Annotated in this window: 21 protein-coding genes and 1 pseudogene; 21 read left to right on the forward strand and 1 reads right to left on the reverse strand. The window is 49.7% G+C overall.

Annotation, left to right across the window (positions count from 1 at the left end; translation table 11 throughout):
* Positions 1-59 precede the first annotated feature (59 nt).
* Both AXX12_RS03665 and AXX12_RS03670 read left to right on the forward strand, forming a co-directional pair.
* Entirely contained in the window at positions 60-290 is a 231-nt protein-coding gene (locus AXX12_RS03665; protein ID WP_082816689.1) for a hypothetical protein, read from the forward strand.
* A gap of 70 nt (positions 291-360) precedes the next feature.
* Positions 361-747 (forward strand): DUF1540 domain-containing protein, encoded by a 387-nt coding sequence (locus AXX12_RS03670; protein ID WP_066238325.1) that lies wholly within the window; start codon positions 361-363, stop codon positions 745-747.
* Between the two features lie 59 nt (positions 748-806).
* Here AXX12_RS03670 and AXX12_RS03675 read toward each other — a convergent pair whose 3' ends face one another.
* Entirely contained in the window at positions 807-1,019 is a 213-nt protein-coding gene (locus AXX12_RS03675) for a DUF896 domain-containing protein (RefSeq protein WP_066238328.1), read from the reverse strand.
* A 124-nt stretch (positions 1,020-1,143) separates the two neighbouring features.
* Between AXX12_RS03675 and AXX12_RS03680 the strand changes: the two genes are divergently transcribed.
* The 19 genes and pseudogenes from AXX12_RS03680 to nth all read left to right on the forward strand — a co-directional run bounded on the left by AXX12_RS03680 (position 1,144) and on the right by nth (position 20,635).
* Positions 1,144-1,905, forward strand: coding sequence for a flavin reductase (locus AXX12_RS03680; RefSeq protein ID WP_082816690.1), 762 nt, complete (start codon positions 1,144-1,146; stop codon positions 1,903-1,905).
* A 35-nt stretch (positions 1,906-1,940) separates the two neighbouring features.
* Positions 1,941-2,852 carry an NAD(P)/FAD-dependent oxidoreductase gene (locus tag AXX12_RS03685; RefSeq protein WP_066238331.1) on the forward strand — a complete coding sequence of 304 codons (912 nt, stop codon included), beginning with the start codon at positions 1,941-1,943 and terminating at the stop codon, positions 2,850-2,852.
* A gap of 240 nt (positions 2,853-3,092) precedes the next feature.
* Positions 3,093-3,932 carry an FAD binding domain-containing protein gene (locus AXX12_RS03690; protein WP_082816691.1) on the forward strand — a complete coding sequence of 280 codons (840 nt, stop codon included), beginning with the start codon at positions 3,093-3,095 and terminating at the stop codon, positions 3,930-3,932.
* Positions 3,929-4,399, forward strand: a complete 471-nt coding sequence (locus AXX12_RS03695) for a (2Fe-2S)-binding protein (RefSeq protein ID WP_066238335.1) — start codon at positions 3,929-3,931, stop codon at positions 4,397-4,399. The genes AXX12_RS03690 and AXX12_RS03695 overlap by 4 nt, the downstream gene beginning before the upstream one ends.
* Before the next feature lie 5 nt (positions 4,400-4,404).
* Positions 4,405-6,807, forward strand: a complete 2,403-nt coding sequence (locus tag AXX12_RS03700; protein ID WP_066238338.1) for a xanthine dehydrogenase family protein molybdopterin-binding subunit — start codon at positions 4,405-4,407, stop codon at positions 6,805-6,807.
* A 79-nt stretch (positions 6,808-6,886) separates the two neighbouring features.
* Positions 6,887-8,188 carry a uracil permease gene (gene uraA / locus AXX12_RS03705; protein ID WP_066238342.1) on the forward strand — a complete coding sequence of 434 codons (1,302 nt, stop codon included), beginning with the start codon at positions 6,887-6,889 and terminating at the stop codon, positions 8,186-8,188.
* 158 nt (positions 8,189-8,346) lie between these two features.
* Positions 8,347-9,141, forward strand: a complete 795-nt coding sequence (gene yqeB, locus AXX12_RS03710; protein ID WP_066238347.1) for a selenium-dependent molybdenum cofactor biosynthesis protein YqeB — start codon at positions 8,347-8,349, stop codon at positions 9,139-9,141.
* 11 nt (positions 9,142-9,152) lie between these two features.
* Positions 9,153-10,040 (forward strand): oxamate carbamoyltransferase subunit AllH family protein, encoded by an 888-nt coding sequence (locus AXX12_RS03715; RefSeq protein WP_082816693.1) that lies wholly within the window; start codon positions 9,153-9,155, stop codon positions 10,038-10,040.
* A gap of 14 nt (positions 10,041-10,054) precedes the next feature.
* Positions 10,055-11,602, forward strand: coding sequence for an acyl-CoA synthetase FdrA (fdrA, locus tag AXX12_RS03720; protein ID WP_066238353.1), 1,548 nt, complete (start codon positions 10,055-10,057; stop codon positions 11,600-11,602).
* Positions 11,602-13,014 (forward strand): YlbE family protein, encoded by a 1,413-nt coding sequence (locus AXX12_RS03725; protein WP_066238357.1) that lies wholly within the window; start codon positions 11,602-11,604, stop codon positions 13,012-13,014. Before fdrA ends, AXX12_RS03725 begins: the two co-directional genes overlap by 1 nt.
* A gap of 27 nt (positions 13,015-13,041) precedes the next feature.
* On the forward strand, positions 13,042-13,827 hold the full coding sequence (locus tag AXX12_RS03730) for a cyclase family protein (RefSeq protein WP_066238360.1): 786 nt from the start codon (positions 13,042-13,044) through the stop codon (positions 13,825-13,827).
* Positions 13,828-15,333 carry an amidase family protein gene (locus AXX12_RS03735; RefSeq protein WP_231881784.1) on the forward strand — a complete coding sequence of 502 codons (1,506 nt, stop codon included), beginning with the start codon at positions 13,828-13,830 and terminating at the stop codon, positions 15,331-15,333.
* A gap of 11 nt (positions 15,334-15,344) precedes the next feature.
* Complete coding sequence (mutT, locus tag AXX12_RS03740; protein WP_066238363.1) at positions 15,345-15,737, forward strand: 8-oxo-dGTP diphosphatase MutT; 393 nt, start codon at positions 15,345-15,347, stop codon at positions 15,735-15,737.
* Complete coding sequence (yqeC, locus tag AXX12_RS03745; protein ID WP_066238365.1) at positions 15,734-16,543, forward strand: selenium cofactor biosynthesis protein YqeC; 810 nt, start codon at positions 15,734-15,736, stop codon at positions 16,541-16,543. The genes mutT and yqeC overlap by 4 nt, the downstream gene beginning before the upstream one ends.
* 103 nt (positions 16,544-16,646) lie before the next feature.
* A complete protein-coding gene (locus AXX12_RS03750) occupies positions 16,647-16,916 on the forward strand; it encodes an ACT domain-containing protein (protein WP_066238368.1) in 270 nt (89 codons plus the stop codon).
* A gap of 10 nt (positions 16,917-16,926) precedes the next feature.
* Positions 16,927-18,285: a PFL family protein gene (locus tag AXX12_RS03755; protein ID WP_066238371.1), complete on the forward strand. Its 1,359-nt coding sequence runs from the start codon at positions 16,927-16,929 to the stop codon at positions 18,283-18,285.
* 52 nt (positions 18,286-18,337) lie between these two features.
* Positions 18,338-19,363 carry a molybdopterin-binding protein gene (locus AXX12_RS03760; RefSeq protein ID WP_066238374.1) on the forward strand — a complete coding sequence of 342 codons (1,026 nt, stop codon included), beginning with the start codon at positions 18,338-18,340 and terminating at the stop codon, positions 19,361-19,363.
* Positions 19,364-19,843, forward strand: a pseudogene (locus AXX12_RS19770) (nucleotidyltransferase family protein); the annotation flags it as partial.
* A gap of 129 nt (positions 19,844-19,972) precedes the next feature.
* A complete protein-coding gene (gene nth / locus AXX12_RS19775; RefSeq protein WP_066240221.1) occupies positions 19,973-20,635 on the forward strand; it encodes an endonuclease III in 663 nt (220 codons plus the stop codon).
* The last annotated feature ends 3 nt before the right edge of the window (positions 20,636-20,638 follow it).

Below are 20,638 nucleotides of genomic sequence, written 5' to 3' on the forward strand. Positions count from 1 at the left end.
AAAGTTATTCTGTTATACTATATGCGTCCGAAAAATGTAAAGTCACAGGAGGGATGAGCTTGCGTGTTTGTTCATTATGCAATAGACTGAGCCAAATGGAAAAGCGCTGTCCGGCTTGCGGCCTGCTGCTGGCAGACGGCGGACCAGTAGCAGACTACTATGGCCCGTATAGTCCTTATATGAGTAGAGATAGTATCGAACGCATCGCAGATCCGCGTTGCATTCATCTGTTCTACTGTCCGCATTGTGGTTTTGATACTCGGGAGTGCGCGCCGGAAACAGAGGTATGATTGATACAAGAATGGATAAAATGCTGGGTTCTGAAAGATACTAAAAAAAATGAGAGGGAGGCTGATTTGCTTGTCTAACCCAGTTGTAAAATGCACAGTAGATTCCTGCACCCATTACATGCCTGGCGATCAATGCATGGCAGCGAAAATTAGCGTATATAACGACGAAGAAAAGGCCAAATCCAACACATCCGAAGATACTCTCTGCAAGTCCTTTTACCCGGGGAAATCATTGGGCAATATGGTTGGTGCTCTGCATAACGCCAATGTGGGCGGCGTAATGTCAGCTCCTTTTGTTGACGGCACTCAAATCACCCCACAGGTTGAGTGTTTTGTAAAATCCTGCAAGTTCTGGGATTCGCATAACCATTGCGATGCGGAAGCCATCCATGTTGTGGGCAAAAATGCGTCGTCCACGAGCGAAACGGATTGCCATACGTACGAATCTAGCCACTAATACTAAAAATAGGACGCAAAAAAGAGGTCCGGTCGGGACCTCTTTTCGCGCCCTATTTTTTAGTGATGTTTATGCTGACAGCCGCAACCGCAGCCGTGATGATGATCTGGTGTGCCAGCGGCGTCGAGTTGTTCTTTGACTCTTGCCTTCATCACGTCAATATATACGCGGCGAAGTTCGGCTTGCTCTGACAATTCTGCCTCAGAAAGCGTTTTTTCGCGTTGTTTGCGGGCTAACTCATTAATGCGGGCTATCATTTCCGGGGTTATCATTTACGCACCTCACAAGCAAGTCTTCTTTACCTACACTAGCAAAATATTGACAATAATGCAAGGCATGATAAACTGAAAGAGGCCTAATTTTGTTAATATACAGAACTTTTTGCGGAGGTGCGGTATGAAGTGGCGTTGTAAGGTATGTGGATATATTCATGAAGGAGATCGTCCACCACTCGAATGTCCTCTATGCGGTGTCGGTCCAGACGAATTTGAGCAAGTTGATGAACCGGCACCTAAAGCCATAACAGCTAAACGTTGGAAATGCGTTGTTTGCGATTATATCCACACTGGCGATAACCCGCCTGATGTTTGTCCGCTTTGCGGAGTTGGACCTGACAAGTTTGTCTTGCTGGAAGATGTGCAGCGTGCGACGTTGACAGCTGAAACAATCAGCGATACCACTGAGGGCACAATCCGTTCGGCGCTTGACAAGGTTAGCTATGGATTGTACATTTTGACATCACATAAGGGTGATGCTATTAATGGTCAGTGCATTAACACTGCTTTCCAACTGACAGATCAGCCCTTGCGTCTAGCCGTCAGCCTAAATAAAAGCAACTTAACCCACGAATATGTGATCGACAGCGGTGTGTTTGCTATTTCGATTCTCAGTGCAGATGATGTAGAAATGGTAAGGCGATTTGGCTATAAATCCGGCCGCGTGGTGGACAAGTTCGATGGAGTCGAATATGTTGTTGGCAAGACGGGATCTCCTATTCTCAAGGAATCGCTTGCCTTTTTAGAATGTGAGATTCTACGCGATAAAATAGTGGACGTGGGGACTCATACTCTGTTTGTTGCGGATGTTATCAACGGACGAGTGCTGCGGGATGTTTCATGCCTGACTTATGAATATTATAGAAGCTGCAAAAATAAATAAGTAGGAGGATTTGCAGCAAAAGGAGATGAATTCTTTTGTTCGACCTGCTTGTGATTGGCGGTGGACCTGCTGGGATGACCGCCGTGGTTTATGCTGCCCGCAAGAAATTGAATACCCTGCTGGTGACGCAAGATTTAGGCGGGCAAGTCTTGTGGACTCGGGATATACAAAATTACATGGGCTATCAGTTTGTCACAGGACCTGAGCTAATGGCCAAGTTTGAGGAACAAGTCAGAATGTTTCCAGTGACGGTAAAATATGAGGATGTTGTAAAACTGGAAAAAATGTCTGATGGCTCTTTTACTGTTCGCACAGCCGAAGGTGCTGAGTATCAGGGGAAAGCCGTGATTCTCGCCTCAGGCAAGCGGCCGCGTAGGCTCAATGTGCCAGGCGAGACAGAGTTGACCGGCATGGGAGTCAGTTACTGCGCAACTTGTGACGGTCCTCTGTTTGCCGGTATGTCAGTCGCTGTTGTTGGTAGTGGCAATTCAGCCTTGCAGGCCGCGATCGAACTCGCTAATGTTGCAAAGCAAGTCTATCTGGTATCGAGAGACCCCTATATAGCTGATCCGATTATCATTGAAATGCTGGAAAAATATCCGAATCTCGAAGAAATTAAAGAACACGAGTCAAAAGAGATCATTGGCAAGTACTCGGTTGAGCAATACATCATCCATCCTAACGGTCGTCCTGAACAGTCGCGGGAGCTATCTGTACAGGGGGTATTTGTTGAGGTGGGTTTGATTCCTAATTCCGAGTTTGCCGACTTAGTTGAACGTAATGAGTTCGGTGAAGTTATAGTAGACTGCCGTGCCAGAACCAATATTGAGGGCTTATTTGCCGCAGGTGACGTAACTGACGGTCCTGACAAACAGATTGTCATTGCCGCTGGCGACGGGTCAAAAGCCGCATTAGTGGCTTACGAGTACTTATTACATCAACGCTAAAGCAGAACTGCCTCAGCAAAAACAATTGTGCTTGTCTGATAAACAAAAAGTGAATTTGATTGCAGGAATTCCACTGTACAAGAGCGAAATAATTTTAGGTCTTCAGGTATAAAGAGAATAGGGCTATCACCGCCGTATCGATGTCACAGCTTAAATGCAGAACAAAAACGTGTAACAATATGTATGCTTACAAATTGTGCACGTTTTTTTTAGCCATGAATTGGACGGGAGGGGATCTGGGTGCATAGATTTACGTATCACGAACCTAGTTCGTCGATGCAAGCTGTAAAAATGCTGTCCGAATTCGAAGATGCCAAAGTTCTGGCCGGTGGGACAGATCTGCTGGTGGGAATGCGTAAAGGCGCATCGCTGCCTAAACATATTATCAACATTAAAACCGCGCCTGAATTATCCGGTATCAACGCAGGACCTGACGGAATTGCGATCGGCGCGGCAACAACAATGTATGAAACAGAAAAATATCTTCATCACCTCCCTGAATATCATGTTCTTTGCCAAGCCATTCATCATGTTGCGTCATGCCAAATACGCAACCGGGCGACTGTGGCTGGGAATTTGTGTAATGCATCTCCGGCTGCCGATACGGCGTCGGCGCTCTTGGCTATGGGGGCCAGTGTTAAAGTATTAGGGGTAAACGGAGAACGTATTATTCCAATTGACAAGTTGTTTGTCAGACCCAGACAGACGACCTTGGCGCAGGATGAACTTATCACAGCTGTTCTTTTGCCGACCATGAAGGGGATGAATGGCATTTTCCTGCGTAAATCGCGCCGTCCGTCTGTAGACCTGGCTACTGTAAATGTAGCAGTAGTTACGGATAACAAGACTGTGCGGATTGCGCTCGGAGCTGTCGCGCCAACAGTCGTTAGAGCGACTGAAGCTGAGGAACTGCTGAATCGTGAAGGTCTTAACCAAACAACGGCGGTTGTGGCGGCCAAACTGGCGCAACGATCTGCCAGCCCGATAAGCGATCTTCGCGGCACCAAAGAGTATCGTCTGGAACTGGTGCAGGTTCTAACCGAGCGGGCGTTGCTCGCCTTAGCCGGAGGTGAAGCATAGTGAAAACGATTCAGGTAAAGGTCAATGGTTATGTAGAAAAACTAACAATTGCTCCTAATCGCACACTGCTTGACGTTTTACGTGAAGATTTGGCGCTAACAGGCGCGAAACGCGGCTGCGAAGCCGGTGAATGCGGCGCCTGCACAGTTATTGTCAATGGACGGCCAGTCAACTCCTGCATGATTCTGGCAGTGGAGATGGATGGGGCTGAGATTTTGACCATTGAAGGACTGTCTCGCGGCACACAACTAGACGACATGCAACAATCGTTTATTGATGAATTCGCTCTCCAATGCGGCTACTGCACTCCAGGCATGATTCTAATGGGGAAGGCATTACTGGCAGAAAATCTGCAGCCGACAGAAGAAACCGTGCGTGAATACATCGGAGGCAACTTATGCCGCTGCACCGGCTATGAGAATATTATCAAGGCGATATTGGCAGTCGCGGCTGCCCGCAAGGGGTGATGAGAATGGGTGAATTTTCGGCCATAGGCAAGAGCATTTTTCGCAAAGATGCAGTTGAAAAAGTAACTGGCTCGGTTAAATTTGTCGATGACCTGCATTTTGGCCCAAACACCTTGATTGTCAAAGTATTGCGGAGTCCGCATGCTCATGCCTTGATTAAATCAGTAGATGTCAGTAAAGCTGAGGCACTGCCGGGAGTCCGGGCAGTTGTTACCGGCAAAGAATATCCTAACCAAACCGGTTTGTATCTGGCCGATCGGACTGTATATGCGGTTGACCGGGTTCGCTTTGTCGGCGAGCCGGTAGCGGCTGTCGCTGCTGTCGATGTGGCAACAGCGGAAGAAGCGATTGGACTTATCAAGGTTGAGTATGAGCTGTTACCTGGGGTCTTCGATCCGGTCAGCGGCGCAAAGGAAGCAGCTGTCCAAGTTCATGAACAACCCAGCCGTACCGATCAATGGTGGCAGGGCTTGTCTTGTATCAAAACAAGTGTGTCAGACAATCCGTCTCTATTGCATGAAAATCTCTGCGGCTATACTTGTGCGCCGTTCATCTTTCCGGTCCCGGGCACCAATATTAGTAATCACTTTAAGCTACGCAAAGGCAAAATTGAGGATGGTTTTGCGTCAGCTGACATCATCGTAGAAAATGCTTACGCCATCCCACATATTCAGCACGTTCCGATTGAGCCGCATGCCGCAGTAGCCTATACAGATCAAACCGGGAAAGTCACGCTCTGGGTTTCCAGCCAATCGCCGAATGCGGTTCGTAAAATGATTGCAACTGCCTTTGATTTGCCAATGAATAAACTGCGTGTTATCGCCCCGCCAGTTGGTGGCGGCTTTGGCGGTAAAGCGGGATTGACCTGTGAAGCGCTCGTTGTGCCGCTGGCGATGAAACTGCCTGGTTATTACTGCAAACTTACCCTGACGCGCGAAGAAGTCTTTCAATGTACGTTCGTTCGCCAAGGCTTGGTAGCGAGAATTAAAACCGGCGCGACTGCCGAAGGTAAGCTGGTAGCCCAGGAAGCAGAACTTTTCTGGGACGGCGGAGCGTACACAGAATACGGCGTGAATATTACCCGCAGCGGCGGCTACTGCGCTTCTGGGCCCTATGAAGTTCCCAACATAAAAGTAGATTCCTACTGCGTCTATACCAATCATCCGGTCGGTGGCCCAATGCGCGGCTTCGGCATGCCGGAAATCCATTGGGGTATTGAACAGCAGATGGATATACTTGCTGAAAAAATTGGCATTGACCCGCTGCAGTTCAGGCAAATCAATGCTATTCGCGAAGGTCGGCCGGCGGCGTTTGGCGGTCCGATGCCTGATGCTACGCTTCCGGATACTTTGGATGCTATCGCTAAAACCCATTGGGAATTGCCGAAGCCAACGCCTACAGCGCCGCATAAAGTCGTCGGACGGGGTTTGGCCTCTATGTTCAAGGCGCCTTCGATGCCGCCCAATGCACAGTCATCTGCTATTATCAAATTCAATGAAGATGCGACCGTTCATGTACTGACTACGGCTGTCGACATCGGTCAAGGAGCCTTAACCGCCCTAGCGCAAATCGCTGCCGAGGAACTGGGTATACCAGTGGATTGGGTCACAGTGTTGACCCCAGACACAGACTACACCCCCTATGAATGGCAGACTGTTGCCAGCCGGATTACTTACTCCTGCGGCAACGCGGTCAAGCGCGCCGCCAGCGACGCCAAGCAACAACTACTGGCTCTGGGCAGCGTGATTTTTGGTGTCGCGGTAGACTTGGTTGATATTAAGGAAGGGTTCATTTTCTCGAAGTTTAATCCTGCAAATAAGTTGCCGCTGTCTGACATTGTCATGGGATATCTGATGCCTAATGGCGCGGTCGGCGGTCCAGTAATCGGGCGCGGAGCCTTTATTCCGTCCGGTTTGACCGGACTTGACCGCGAGACTGGTCAGGGAGAACGCCCGGCTGTGTTCTTCACCTTCGGCACACAGGCAGCTGATATTGAAGTGGATACCCTTACTGGTGAAATTAAAGTTCTGAAGGTCAGCGCCGCTTACGAAGTCGGTAAAGTCGTCAATCCGGCATTGTGCAAGGCCCAGGTTCAGGGCGGAATCGTGCAAGGATTGAGCTCGGCACTTTATGAGAATTTGGTGCTTAAGGAAGGCAAGCCGCTGAATAATGACTTTGTTGATTACAAAATAGCCGCAGCTACCGATACCCCAGAAATGAATATTATACTTCTTGAAACCGGCCCGCAAGTCGATGGTCCTTATGGAGCAAAAGCTATTGCTGAACCAGCGATGGTTCCGACAGCTCCTGCCATCGCCAATGCATTATACGATGCTCTTGGCATACGGATTTGTGAACTGCCGCTGACTGCAGATAAAGTTCTGGCAGCAATCCGGAAGCAGGGCTGAGTCATTTCGCGGCAGGTGGATAGGCCGCCTGCCGCGAATTGGATAATATAGATAACAAACAATGAAGGGATGGTTTCGCGTGGAAAGACGTATTATTCAAGTTGAGGAAAAAGTACCTCTATCGCAGGGAATACCCCTAAGTCTACAGCATTTATTTGCGATGTTTGGCGCCACAGTTCTTGTTCCTTTCCTTTTCAAAGTCAATCCTGCTACATCGTTGCTCATGAACGGCATCGGCACTATTATCTATCTCATTATCTCTAAAGGACGCATACCTGCTTATCTAGGTTCCAGCTTCGCCTTTATTTCTCCGGTCTTTGCCGTTATGGGCGCCGCGGGGTTAGGCGGTTATGCAGCCGCTCAAGGTGGCTTTATCGTCTTTGGCTTGTTCTTTATACTGGTTGCTATCGTCGTCAGAATGGTTGGTACAGACTGGATTGATATTATATTTCCGCCAGCTGCAATGGGAGCTATTGTCGCAATTATCGGGTTAGAGCTTGCTCCTGTAGCCACAGATATGGCTGGATTGACTGGTAAACTTATCGAACAATTAAAGATTCCATATACTACGGCAGTAACGGTATCGATGTTTACTCTGGGTGTAACTATTTTAGGCTCTGTTTTGCTGAGAGGTTTTTTAGCAGCCATCCCGGTCTTGATCGGGGTTATAGCCGGCTATATCTTGTCGCTGGCGATGGGAATCGTTGACTTGAAAAGCATTGCTGATGCCCCCTGGTTTGAAGTTCCTACTCTCTATGCCCCTGTATTCAACATGAATGCCATTTTGATGATCATGCCAGCGATGCTGGTCGTATTGGCAGAACATATTGGCCACTTGGTTGTCACTGGCAACATCGTTGAGCGAGATTTAATTAAAAACCCGGGCCTTGACCGCTCACTGCTGGGTGATGGAATATCCAACGTTCTGTCCGGTCTGGTTGGCGCGACTCCGAACACCACATATGGTGAGAACATCGGCGTTATGGCGATCACCAAAGTTTTTAGCGTCTGGGTAATCGGCGGCGCAGCTGTCATTGCCGTTGTCATCTCGTTTATCGGCAAATTCGCAGCCATTATTCGCAGTATTCCTGTACCTGTCATGGGCGGAGTTTGTATTCTATTGTTCGGGGTCATTGCAGCCGCAGGCATCAGGATGTTAATCGAGAAGAAAGTTGACTACACGAAGTCACGCAATCTGATTTTGACTTCAGTTGTTCTGATCAGCGGTATCAGCGGCACTGCTGTTAAGTTTGGCACAATCGAACTCAAGGGAATGGCGTTGGGTACCATTGTCGCCATCATAATCAGTTTGCTGTTCGAGCTGTTTACCCGTATGGGCATAGCCAATGATCTGGACAGCAAACCTTCAAGATCTGCCTAATATAATCCAGGCGCTTGTTCAAACTTTGCGCCAAGCATTGGTTTAGTTTAATAGAGCACCGGTTTCCGTACAGCCTGTGACCCCTCGCCCGTTACCGGTCGCGGAGTAGCAGGCTGTCAGCTCAAATAATCGGCATTAAACATCTATAGGAGAGTTACATGACCACGGTTCTTATTAAAAGTGGTGGCGATATTGCGACCGGAATCGCCCATCGGCTATTTGTTTCCGGTTATCAGGTCGTCATCACTGAATTGCCTGAACCAACTGTCATCCGGCGAACGGTATCCTTTGCTGCAGCTGTGTATCAACAACAGTGCCAAGTAGAAGGCGTTACCGCCAAATGCGTCAGCTTCAGTCAGGCGGCGGAGTGTTTGTCTACCGGTGTTATTCCCGTATTGGTTGATCCAGAGTGTCGCTCGCTAGCGCAGTTTCAGCCGGCGGCTGTCGTTGATGCTATTTTAGCGAAACAGAACACAGGAACCCAGTTGGCAGACGCATCGCTTGTCATCGGCATCGGCCCTGGCTTTATCGCCGGACGCGATGTTCACTGTGTAATTGAGACAATGCGCGGCCATGACCTGGGGCGAGTCATTACCGATGGCTCAGCCCTGGCCAACACAGGTGTACCAGGTGAAATCGGCGGCTATAGCCTGGAACGTTTGCTGCGTGCGCCTTGTGACGGTGTGTTTACGCCGATCCGGGAGATTGGTAATGTGGTTGCCGCTGGCGAGGTTGTTGCTCAGGTATCCGGTCAGCCGGTAGTTGCAGAGATTAGCGGTGTCCTTCGTGGTCTGCTGTTTGACAGACTAGTCGTTAGACAAGGCATGAAAATCGGCGACATCGATCCACGTTGCCGTCGTGAGCATTGTTTTACGATATCAGACAAGGCCCGTGCAGTTGGCGGTGGCGTGCTTGAAGCGTTACTTGGCCACAAGGTGCTGCCAGGCAACTAAATGTGAGGTTAATGATGAAGGGGACTATTATTTCGTCTGATGTGAGGCTACTGGACAGATGGAACGGCGGGCTGCAGGGAGAAGTGCATAGCGTGTACTCAGGAGCGATCTACCTGAGAGACAATCATGGTCGTCTTGCTTGTCTGACAACAGCCGAGCAACACGACGGCCCTTGGATTGCTCGCATCGATAGGACCAGCTTTGCCGATGCGGCTGAGCTCGGCTTGCGGCAGGGAACTGCATTTTTCGTCAACGATTCGTCTGCATTGCATTGTGGCCGACTGGAGTTGGCATTTTCGCACAGTAGGAAATGGGACCGCCCACTGCCGGTATTTCCACCAATGACTGTCTCGACAGCGATACTTTCGACTGCTAAGGAGTTACTGCTGAGTGACGGTAATGATGGCGGGTATAAATATTTTTTTCAGCACAAAGAGCCAGCGGACTTATTTGCGACAGCGTTGCGGCAGCGGGGACAGTTATTGCTGACTGCGCTCAGACACAGTCGGTTTGCTGAAGCCAAAACACACGGGTTATCATTGATTGGTCTCGGCCATGGTCTCACGCCATCAGGTGATGACTTTTTGGCCGCCCTGATTACCGTTTTCCATTTGCCTGGCGGTCCCTTTCCCGAAGAATGCAGGCAAATCGGACAGTGCTGGGCGACCGCTGCAGACAGTACGACAACGACGGTGGGGGCGCTTTTGCTGCACACGGCTGCCGAAGGTCGAGCGAGAGAGCCTGTCTCTGAATTTATCGCAGCTCTGGCAACAAATCAGACAGAGGCAATCCTGCAGGCAGCAAGACAAGTACTTGCTTTTGGCTCTTGCTCCGGAACGGATTGGCTAGCTGGCCTAATTGCAGGGGTAGAAGCAGGCTGGGAATTAATTCATCGCTAGAGAGGAGAGTAAGAATGGCAGATACAGTTATCATCAGAAAAAATGCCTATCATGACTCAGTCACGTTAATGGCGCTATCTGGCAAGATTAAAAGCGTTCCCGGGGTGACCGAAGCAGTTGTCGCTATGGCTACGGCGTTAAACAAAGATCTATTACAATCAGTAGGACTTTGGACAACCGAAGTGTCTGATGCTTCGGAGTCAGATTTGGTATTGGCAGTACGGGCAGAAAGCGAGGAAGTCTGTCAACAAGCCATGGAAGCGGCTAACAACTTGTTAGCCAAGAAACCAGCTGGAGCGGCGGGAACACTGAAGTTACGGCCATCCAGCATCCAAGCAGCTCTAATTACCATGCCTGATGCTAACCTGGCAGTCATCTCTGTACCAGGCCGTTTTGCGGCGCGGGAAGCAGAGAAGGCCCTCAACAGAGGGATGAATGTCATGTTGTTTAGCGATAATGTTACACTTGCAGAAGAAAAAAAACTAAAAGAATTGGCCCACGCTAACGGATTATTAATGATGGGACCAGATTGCGGGACGGCAATCATTAATGGAGTGGGTCTTTGCTTTGCCAATGCAGTTCGGTCTGGCAATATTGGCGTCATTGGCGCTTCTGGCACCGGTCTGCAGGAAGTCACAGTTTGCATCGACGGCCTGGGAGGCGGGATTTCGCAGGCTTTTGGTGTTGGTGGTCGCGATCTGCAGGAAGCTATTGGCGGCATCATGATGCTTGATACGTTTGCCGCTCTTTGCGAGGACACCAAAACCGATGTGATCGTTTTGGTATCAAAACCGCCCGCGGCCTCGGTTGCAGCTAAAATTCAGCAGGCGGTAGATGCCTGTAACAAACCAGTCGTATTCTGCTTTGTCGGTGGCGCAGGCACAACCGACTCTGACAAGATATATGTAGCAGATACTCTTGAAGCTGCGGCAATTATCGCCACCGCTCTGGCAAACGGTCAGAAACCAGTTGCGGACGTTTCCTGGCAACAGCAGCTTGCCAGCCAGGCAAAACCGCTTGCTGCAGCATTAACGCTGCAGCAGCGGTACGTGCGAGGTCTATTTTGCGGCGGCACCCTCTGCGGTGAAGCGGTAACAATCCTGCACCACTCACTTGGGAAAGTGTATTCCAATACCGGGAAAGCCGATCAATTGGCGGATATTCACACTAGCCAGCAGCATACCTGTATTGATCTTGGTGATGATGTTTTTACCATCGGCCGTCCGCACCCGATGATTGAGCCATCGTTGCGGTTGCCGCGACTGTTGTCTGAAGCCGCTGATCCCGAAGTTGCGGTTATTTTGCTCGATGTTGTGCTGGGATACGGCTCGCATCCTGATCCAGCTGGACTCACTGCACCAGCAATAAAAGAAGCTATCGCCACTGCGGCAGCTCAAGGTAGATGTCTGGTTGTTATCGCCTATGTTTGTGGCACGGAGGGCGATCCGCAAACCAAGGCGATGCAAGAGAAGATACTGGTCGATGCTGGCGCGATTCTGGCCGACAGCAATGCACGCGCTGCCTGGCTGGCGGCAGCAATTGCACAAAGGAGGGATGCGTAATGGCCACATTATCTTTAATGTCAGGTAATTTGAAGGTAATTAACATTGGCGCAGAGCTGTTTGAACAGGAACTTGCCAAGCAAAACACGCCTGTCATTCAACTCGACTGGCGTCCACCAGCTGGCGGCGATCCTGAATTGGCAAAAGCACTGGATATGCTGCTGGATAATCCGAAGGTCGACGCTGCTAATGAGCTAGCTGTTGAACGGTTAAAAAACGCCCGTCCGGTATTTGTCGATATTGCTAAAGCCCTTGATGTTGTACCAGGCATGACTTCCCATACAATCTGCCACGCCGGGCCGCCGGTGGCTTGGAAAAAGATGGCCGGACCGATGAAAGGCGCTGTCATTGGAGCTCTCATCTATGAAGGACTAGCTAAGGATGAAGCCGAAGCGGTCAAACTGGCCGCATCGGGAGAGATTATTTATTCGCCTTGCCATGAGCATAATGCCGTTGGTCCGATGGCCGGCATACTGTCTGCTTCAATGCCTGTGCAAGTCATTGAAAATAAGACGCATGGCAACTTTGCTTTCTGCACATTAAATGAAGGATTAGGCAAAGTTCTGCGCTTTGGCGCCTACAGCGAGGAAGTTATTAACCGGTTAAAGTGGATTGAGCAGGAACTGGCTCCCGCACTCAAAACAGCGATTCGTCTGTCAGGCGGCATTGATCTCAGATCGATGATTGCCCAAGCTCTGCACATGGGAGATGAGTGTCATAACCGTAATAAAGCAGGCACTAGCCTGTTTATCCGGACAATTGCGCCGTTTTTAGCGCAGGCGGGACTGCCTGCTGAGGTGCTGGTTCGCGTATTGACCTTTATTCACTCTAACGACCACTTCTTCTTAAATCTATCTATGCCAGCTTGTAAAGCCGCGCTTGATGCCGCGCACGGTATTGAAAATAGCACACTAGTGACGACAATGGCCCGTAACGGCGTAGAGTTTGGTATTCGAGTTAGCGGTTGCCCGGGTCATACTTGGTTTACCGGACCGGCTCAGTATATACAAGGCTTATTCTTCCCAGGCTACACCCAGGCGGATGCGAATCCAGACATTGGCGATAGCGCGATCACAGAAACATGTGGCATTGGTGGTTTCGCCATGGGCGGCGCGCCGGCGATTGTCCAGTTCGTTGGCGGCACGGTGACTGACGCTCGCGAGTACACCGAAAAAATGTATGAGATTACTCTGTCTGAGAACGGCAACTTCACCCTGCCGAATCTCGATTTCCGTGGCGCAGCGACAGGTATTGATGTGCGCAAAGTGACAGAAAGCGGTTTGTTGCCTGTTATCAACACTGGGATGGCTCACAAAGACCCAGGCGTCGGCCAGGTCGGCGCCGGAGTGGTACGGCCGCCGCGCGAGTGTTTTGAAAAAGCTGTCCGTGCGCTAGCAGAGCGTATGAGATAAATTGAAAAAGTAGAGGAGAGATAAACGATGGTTAAGAATTGGGACAAAGTGAAAATGTATGATCTGACTCAAAGATTGAGTCATCTGACACCACCCTGGCCTACATATGAGCCACTGCAAATTAAATTCTTCAAACGCCTGAGCTCAAACGGCGCAAATGGTCAATTGATTACGACTTCGAATCATGTGGGGACCCACCTCGATGGTTCGCTGCACTTTTGCACCCATGGCCGCGATATCGCCAGCATTCCGTTGACTGATCTGATCGGCCCTGGCGTTGTTGTCGACCTAAGCGATATCTGTGAAGATTATGGAATTTACACGTCAAAAGACATCATGGAGCGTGCTGATGTTCGTAAAGGAGACATTCTGATCCTTCACACCGGCTATCTGAAATATAGCTGGGATCAGCCTGAAGCCGACGAAGTGCGCTATATGGTCAAACATCCAGGACCTACTCGCGAATTTGCGAAATGGTGTCGCGAGATGGAAATTAAGTACATTGGCGTAGATGCAGGCTCCGCAGACCATCCGATGAATACCAAGATTCGCGACTGGTGCCCGAAACAAGCCGCTGAGTGTGACGCCTATTTGAAAGGTAAATACGGCAAAGGGCTGGACGAAATTTTCCCGCCAGATCATTATCAATTGATGCATGTCGATTTGTTCCCGCATGATATCATCCACATTGAAAACATTGGCGGCGAATTGACCAAAGTTCTGAACAAACGCTTGATCATCGGCTGTTATCCCTGGCGATTTGTTGACGGTGAATCTTCTATTTGCCGTGTAGTCGCATACGACGAGGAATAATTGGTTACATCTTGCACAAGCCGCAAAGAAGGAGCAGTGATTGCATTGCAGGAAGTCCAAGAGTTGACAATCCAGAACATACATCACCTTTTGCAGACTGGCGAGCTATCTGTGCGAGAATTGGTCCAAGCTTATTTGGCGAGAATTGAGCAATTTGACCAACAGGGACCGGCGATCAACGCGGTGATTCAGGTCAATCCGTTAGCCCTTAAAGCGGCGGATGAGCTGGATGCCGCGCGGCGTCGCGGTGATGCTTGCGGTTTGTTGCATGGCATTCCTGTTCTCGTCAAAGACAATATTGAAACAGCCGGTTTAGAAACAACCGGAGGATCTCTCAGCTTGGCTGGCTACATACCGCAACAAGATGCCTTCCTGATCTCCCGGCTGAAGCAGGCGGGAGCAGTTATCCTAGCAAAGACCAATTTGCATGAGTTCGCTATTTGGGGTGAAACCGTCAGTTCAATGCTAGGGCAGACACTCAACCCCTATGACCTGACACGGTCTCCCGGCGGGTCGAGCGGTGGAACTGGGTCAGCAGTAGCTGCTAACTTCGGGGCTGTCGGTATTGGCACTGATACGGTGAATTCGGTACGCTCACCATCCTCGGCCAACTGTCTAATGGGAGTCAAACCGACGCTGGGATTGGTCAGCCGTACCGGGATTATCCCCTACTCACTGAATCAAGACACAGCCGGTCCGATGACGCGTTGCGTAGCGGACGCGGCTGCCGTATTATCGGTTATCGCCGGTTATGATTCTGCCGATTCCGCGACAGCTGATTGCAGAACAAAAGAACCTGTGAACTATTCTGCGTACTTGAATAATGAAGGCTTGCGAGGCAAACGCCTTGGCGTTGTTCGCAACTTTTTTGGCAAGGATCCCATTCATTCCGAGGTCAACGCAGTAATGGCTACTGCCTTGCAGCAACTAGCTGATCAAGGAGCCACTCTGATTGAGCTAACTCTGCCTTGGACTGCAGACTTTTTAATCAGTGATGTCAGCTTGCACCAGTATGATTTTAGAGAACACTTGGAAGCCTATCTAGAAGGCCTTGGTGACCAGGTCAGTGTTCACTCTATTGCTGATATTTTGGCGTCAGGCAAATACCATCCAGGAATAAGCGACACACTGAACCGTGCCGGTCAACTCAGTCAACGCGGCGATGAATATGCCCGCCGCGTTAGGCTGCGGCAAGAAATAATAAGCACAACTCAAGAACTCTTGGATAACCAGCGCTTAGACGCGCTCGTGTTTCCCCATCAGAAACGTCTCGTCGTGCCGGTCGGTCAGCCGCAGCTTGATCGCAACGGCGTCCTGGGCGCTGTGACGGGCTTTCCTGCCTTCACCGTGCCTGCTGGCTTCTCACAGCCAACCGCTACTGCGCCGTTGGGAGTGCCGGTTGGGATAGAATTCGTCGGTCGCCCTTGGGCAGAGCCCGATTTGTTTGCGATAACTTATGCATTTGAACAGGCGACCAGCGTTCGCAAGCCGCCTCTCGTAAAGTAGGAGGAGTCACTGTGATTCAGGTGGCAGCTGCTGTCATCATCAAAGACGGCCAATGTTTGATAACCCGGCGCGCACCCGGTCAAAACTTGGCTGGATTGTGGGAGTTCCCTGGTGGTAAGCTTGAACCAGGTGAAACACCGGAGGACTGTTTGAAACGGGAACTTTGTGAAGAACTATCAATCAAAATTTCAGTAGGCCGATTTATTGCCGAGAGCCGTTTTGGGTATCCAAGCGGCTCTATTCATCTTCTTGCCTACCAGGCTACTTGGGAAAGCGGGAAACTTCAACTCAGTGTTCACGATGATTATGCTTGGGTTGCTAGCAACAAACTATTAGAATACAGCTATCCGCCGGCTGATGAGCCAATATTGCAGGCGATAATCCAAGGAGGCTGGTTGAGGTGAACCTGATAAAACCACAGTTTCCCGGAGGCCAAATTTGGCTGCCGCTGTTAACAAGCGGCAGCTCAAATATCATTGCGATCACAGGCGGTGGCGGGAAAACCAGCTTATTGTATTATTTGGGCCGCTTGCTCGCAGCGCACGGGATAAAGGCCATCCTTTCGGTCACGACAAAGCTGTTTCGGCCAATAGGCGGCGACCATCAGGTTCTATTTGCTGATAGCGCCAACTCACTAGTCCAGACTGCTCGCAAGGCTGGTTGTGGTTTAACAACGATTGCGGCAGGAATTGATTCTGCCGATACTAGAAAATTAACCGGTTTGCCGCCTGAATGGTTTAATGAGGCAGCCGAGAGTTTGCCAGATGTCATCTTTTTGATTGAAGCAGATGGTTCAGCCGGCAAATCCTTAAAAGGATATTTAGAACACGAACCAGTCGTCCCTAGTAGTACATCGCTTATCATTCCAGTCGTTGGTGTGGATGTAGTAGGCCATCTGCTGACTGCGGATTTTGTTCATCGTGCTGCGATTGCTGCAGCGGTGACCGGTCAGCCTCTTGGGGCTGTCATCACAACAGATGTTGTCGTTAAATTGTTATTATCGCCGGTCGGCTATCGGCGAGGATTCCCGACTACCGCTCGAACACTATTTTTTTTGAATAAGGTAGAATCTGATCGTGACTATACTATAGCCACGAGTATTGCTACTGCTGTTTTCGCTGTTGCCTCAGAGCTGGAAGGTATAGTAGCAGGCAGTATTGTTAAGGATCAATTTTCCATCTGTCTGCCGAATCGTGAACGCATTTTGTAAAATCAGCTTGGTTTTTATCGCGAAATATGTATAATAAGTAGAAAGATAGACTTTATTATATTTCGTAATGTCTATTGCAATTAGACAGCTAGGAGTGTGGCAAATGAAAGTTGTGCTTACAATTGTAGGACGGGACCGAGTTGGCATTATCGCCATGGTTAGCGCCATTCTGGCCGGAAACTCAATCAATATTCTCAATATCAACCAAAATATTGTTGATGGCTTTTTTAATATGGTGTTGATTGCTGATATGAGCCAATCAAAAATTGCTCTGACTGCTTTGCAACAGCAGCTTAAACACGAGGGAGAGGCTATAGGCCTAGACATCAAAGTGCAGCATGAGGACATTTTCCAAATTATGCACCAGATTTAGGAGGATAACTATGCTGACATTGAAAAATATTTTGGAAACCAACCGGATGATTGAAGAAAACAATCTAGATGTCCGGACGATTACGATGGGGATTAGTCTTCGTGATTGCGCTCATCCCGATCTCAAACAGTTCTGCGCCAATATCTATGATAAGATTACTACGTCGGCCGAGAGGCTGGTTCAGGTCGGTAAAGATATAGAAGCCGAATACGGCATTCCAATCATTAATAAACGGATATCAGTTACCCCGATTGCCATTGCTGCTGAAAGCTGTAAAACGGATAGTTTTGTTCCTGTCGCCGAAGCAATGGATGCCGCCGCGAAAGCGGTTGGAGTCAATTTTATTGGCGGCTTTTCAGCTTTAGTCGAAAAGGGCTATACCAAAGGCGACTCAGTGCTGATCGCCTCGATCCCAGAAGCCTTGGCCAGGACTGAGCGGGTCTGCTCGTCAGTTAATCTCGCTTCTACTAAGGCTGGCATCAATATGGATTGCGTGCGTCAGATGGGTGAGATTATTAAACGTGCGGCAGCGCTAACGGCCGATCGTGATGCACTGGGTTGCGCTAAACTGGTTGTGTTTGCGAATGTACCAGAAGATAATCCCTTCATGGCAGGTGCCTTTCATGGAGTTGGCGAACCAGAAAAGGTAATCAGTGTCGGTGTTAGCGGGCCCGGAGTCGTGAAACGTGCGCTGGAAGACGTGCGAGGACAGGACTTTGGCGCGGTGGCGGAAACCATTAAACGAACGGCGTTTAAAATTACCCGGGTGGGTCAACTGGTAGCCCAGGAAGCCTCAAGACGATTGGACGTTCCCTTTGGCATTATCGATCTTTCGCTAGCGCCCACGCCTGCCGTTGGTGATAGCGTGGCCTATATTCTTGAGGAAATGGGTCTGGAAAGCTGTGGCGCGCCAGGTACCACCGCGGCGCTAGCGCTGCTAAATGACGCAGTGAAAAAAGGCGGTCTGATGGCCTCCTCTTATGTAGGCGGCCTTAGCGGAGCATTTATTCCGGTCAGCGAGGACGCTGGCATGATTGCAGCAGTTGAACGCGGCAGTCTAAGCATTGAAAAGTTGGAAGCCATGACTTGCGTGTGCTCAGTTGGCTTGGATATGATTGCCGTGCCTGGGGACACCTCAGCGGCGACGATTTCCGCCATTATTGCTGATGAAGCGGCGATTGGTATGATCAACAATAAAACCACCGCTGTGCGAATCATTCCTGTTCCTGGGAAAAAGGCCGGCGATCGGGTTGAATTTGGCGGTTTGTTGGGCCATAGTCCGATTTTACCGGTAAGTAGCTTCCGCTCTGATGAATTTATTGCCAGAGGCGGTAGAATCCCGGCACCGGTGCGGAGTTTAACGAATTAGCGATCTAAGATGTGTTGCATGATCATGGTTGTTTTGTAAGGAGAGTGGTGTCATGGCGGTTGTTTCTGTAAGGGTCGAAGATGCCATTGGCAAAGTCCTAGGTCATGATTTAACTAAAATTGTGCCTGGAGAATATAAGGGACCGGCTTTCCGCAAAGGCCATATCATCCGACCGGAAGATATCCCGTTTTTAAAAAATATTGGTAAAGAACATATTTATTTGATCGACCTGGCTGAGGGTCAACTGCACGAGAATGACGCTATCCGCCGCATGGCAAACGCTGTCGCTGGAGATCATGTCGTTCTTTCTGACCCGGCTGAAGGCAGAATTAACATTAAGGCTGGCATGGATGGTCTGTTAAAGATCGAAGAACAAGCCGTTCATGCCATCAACCTGGTTGAACACGCGGTTTTATCCACTCGCCACGGCAACGTATTGGTGAAGCAAGGTGACCTGCTGGCAGGTGTAAAAGTGGTACCCCTAGTTGTTGAAGAACAGATGGTTTCAACGATTGAAGCCATTGCCGCGCAGTATCCGCCGATTATCAGTGTAAAACCGTTGCGTCAACTGAAAATCGGCTCTGTGATTACCGGTAACGAAGTCTATTATGGCAGGATAAAAGATCGTTTCGCTCCCGTGTTCGCTGAAAAGGCGCAATTCTATAATTCGATACTGCTGGGTACTGTCTACTGCCCGGATGATCGGGATCAAATCAAAGACGCGATCCTAACATTCAAACAGCAGGGAGCAGATGTGATCATCGCTTCTGGCGGCATGTCTGTTGACCCTGATGACGTCACTTCAGATGCTATCGCCGCTTCCGGCGCAGAAATTGTTACTTATGGTACGCCGGTTCTGCCTGGAGCGATGTTTATGGTTGCTTATCTAGGCGATACCGCCGTTCTTGGCATGCCGGCCTGTGGCATGTTTGCTAAGATTACGGTGTTTGATTTAGTTTTTCCCCGGATTTTAGCGGGAGAACGCTTGACCCGACCGGACATCACTAACATGGGCTATGGTGGACTGTGCCTGTCTTGTGAAACTTGCACATTTCCTAACTGCTCCTTTGGCAAGTAAATGATTGCAATAATAATTCTCGCTGCTGGATCAGCCCGGCGGATGGGTCAAAGTAAACAACTGCTGCCGCTTGGCGGCAAGACGATGGTTTGGCAGACCGCGAATGCGGCTTGTTGCGCTAGTGTGGGCGAGGTCATCGTGGTCACAGGGGCTGAGGGCGACAAGGTGAAAGCTGTGTTAACAGATCTGCCACTACAGGTCGCCCATAATGAAAATTGGGAAGCAGGGCAAGCGACTAGTATACGGGCCGGGATATTGGCACTTAACGCCGAGACTCAGGCTGTCATTTTCTTGCCAGCTGATCAGCCGCTAGTGACAGCTGAACTGTTAACAGAACTGGTCTTGCTTTACCGCAGCAGCGGCGCTGCCGCAGTGCGGCCGTGTTATCAAGGCAGACAGGGCAGTCCGGTGCTGTTTGACCTAAACGTCTGGCGACCGAAGTTGCTTAGTCTGGAAGGTGATAAGGGGGGCAGGGAACTGCTGAAGTCACAACCTAATAAGGTTGCTACGCTTGAAATCGCCGATGGCAGTATGCTATTTGACGCCGACTCGCTAGAGGAATATGAACAGCTTAGAGTACTATGGGCTGTCAGACAGGGGGGGAACAGCTTGCGGATAACCAAAACGATAAAAAACGAGATGCTGGCCCGGTTGGCAGACTCCTATGGTAATACGAAAACAGCGTTGGAATACCGAAATCCGTTTGAACTGATGATTGCGGTTATTCTTTCGGCGCAGTGCACTGATGTCAGGGTTAACATCATTACTGCCCGGTTGTTTCCTGAATATAGCACCCCGGAAAAGATACTTGAATTAGGACAAGAAGGACTGGAAACAAAAATTCGCGACTGCGGCTTGTTCCGCGCTAAAGCGAAGAATATTTTAGCCGCCTGCCAAATACTCTGTGAACGCTACAACTCACAAGTGCCTACTCAGTATGATGAACTGATCACACTTCCGGGAGTCGGTCGCAAGACGGCTAATGTATTGGTTAGCTGCTTGTTTGACACGCCGGCGATAGCAGTTGATACCCATGTGTTCCGAGTCGCCAACCGATTGCGCTTAGCGACTGGCAAGACTCCGCTCGAGGTGGAAAAAGGGTTGATGAAAGCGATTCCTCGAGAGGATTGGAGCCATGCTCACCATTGGCTGATCTGGCATGGCCGGCAAATTTGTCGTGCGCGTCAGCCACGGTGTGGTGAATGTCCGCTGGCTGATTTGTGTCCAGCTAATGAACAGACTAATCTGGATCAAACAAAAAAGAGAGGGTGATAA

This window comes from Anaerosporomusa subterranea, assembly GCF_001611555.1.
In the GTDB taxonomy this organism is placed as follows: domain Bacteria; phylum Bacillota; class Negativicutes; order Sporomusales; family Acetonemataceae; genus Anaerosporomusa; species Anaerosporomusa subterranea.

Excerpts from the sequence above, each read along its gene's own strand:
- AXX12_RS03675 (WP_066238328.1), bottom strand. The coding sequence starts at position 1,019 with ATGATAACCCCGGAAATGATAGCCCGCATTAATGAGTTAGCCCGCAAA.
- AXX12_RS03680 (WP_082816690.1), top strand. The coding sequence starts at position 1,144 with ATGAAGTGGCGTTGTAAGGTATGTGGATATATTCATGAAGGAGATCGT.
- AXX12_RS03700 (WP_066238338.1), top strand. The coding sequence starts at position 4,405 with ATGGGTGAATTTTCGGCCATAGGCAAGAGCATTTTTCGCAAAGATGCA.
- yqeB (WP_066238347.1), top strand. The coding sequence starts at position 8,347 with ATGACCACGGTTCTTATTAAAAGTGGTGGCGATATTGCGACCGGAATC.
- AXX12_RS03715 (WP_082816693.1), top strand. The coding sequence starts at position 9,153 with ATGATGAAGGGGACTATTATTTCGTCTGATGTGAGGCTACTGGACAGA.
- fdrA (WP_066238353.1), top strand. The coding sequence starts at position 10,055 with ATGGCAGATACAGTTATCATCAGAAAAAATGCCTATCATGACTCAGTC.
- AXX12_RS03725 (WP_066238357.1), top strand. The coding sequence starts at position 11,602 with ATGGCCACATTATCTTTAATGTCAGGTAATTTGAAGGTAATTAACATT.
- AXX12_RS03730 (WP_066238360.1), top strand. The coding sequence starts at position 13,042 with ATGGTTAAGAATTGGGACAAAGTGAAAATGTATGATCTGACTCAAAGA.
- AXX12_RS03750 (WP_066238368.1), top strand. The coding sequence starts at position 16,647 with ATGAAAGTTGTGCTTACAATTGTAGGACGGGACCGAGTTGGCATTATC.
- AXX12_RS03755 (WP_066238371.1), top strand. The coding sequence starts at position 16,927 with ATGCTGACATTGAAAAATATTTTGGAAACCAACCGGATGATTGAAGAA.
- AXX12_RS03760 (WP_066238374.1), top strand. The coding sequence starts at position 18,338 with ATGGCGGTTGTTTCTGTAAGGGTCGAAGATGCCATTGGCAAAGTCCTA.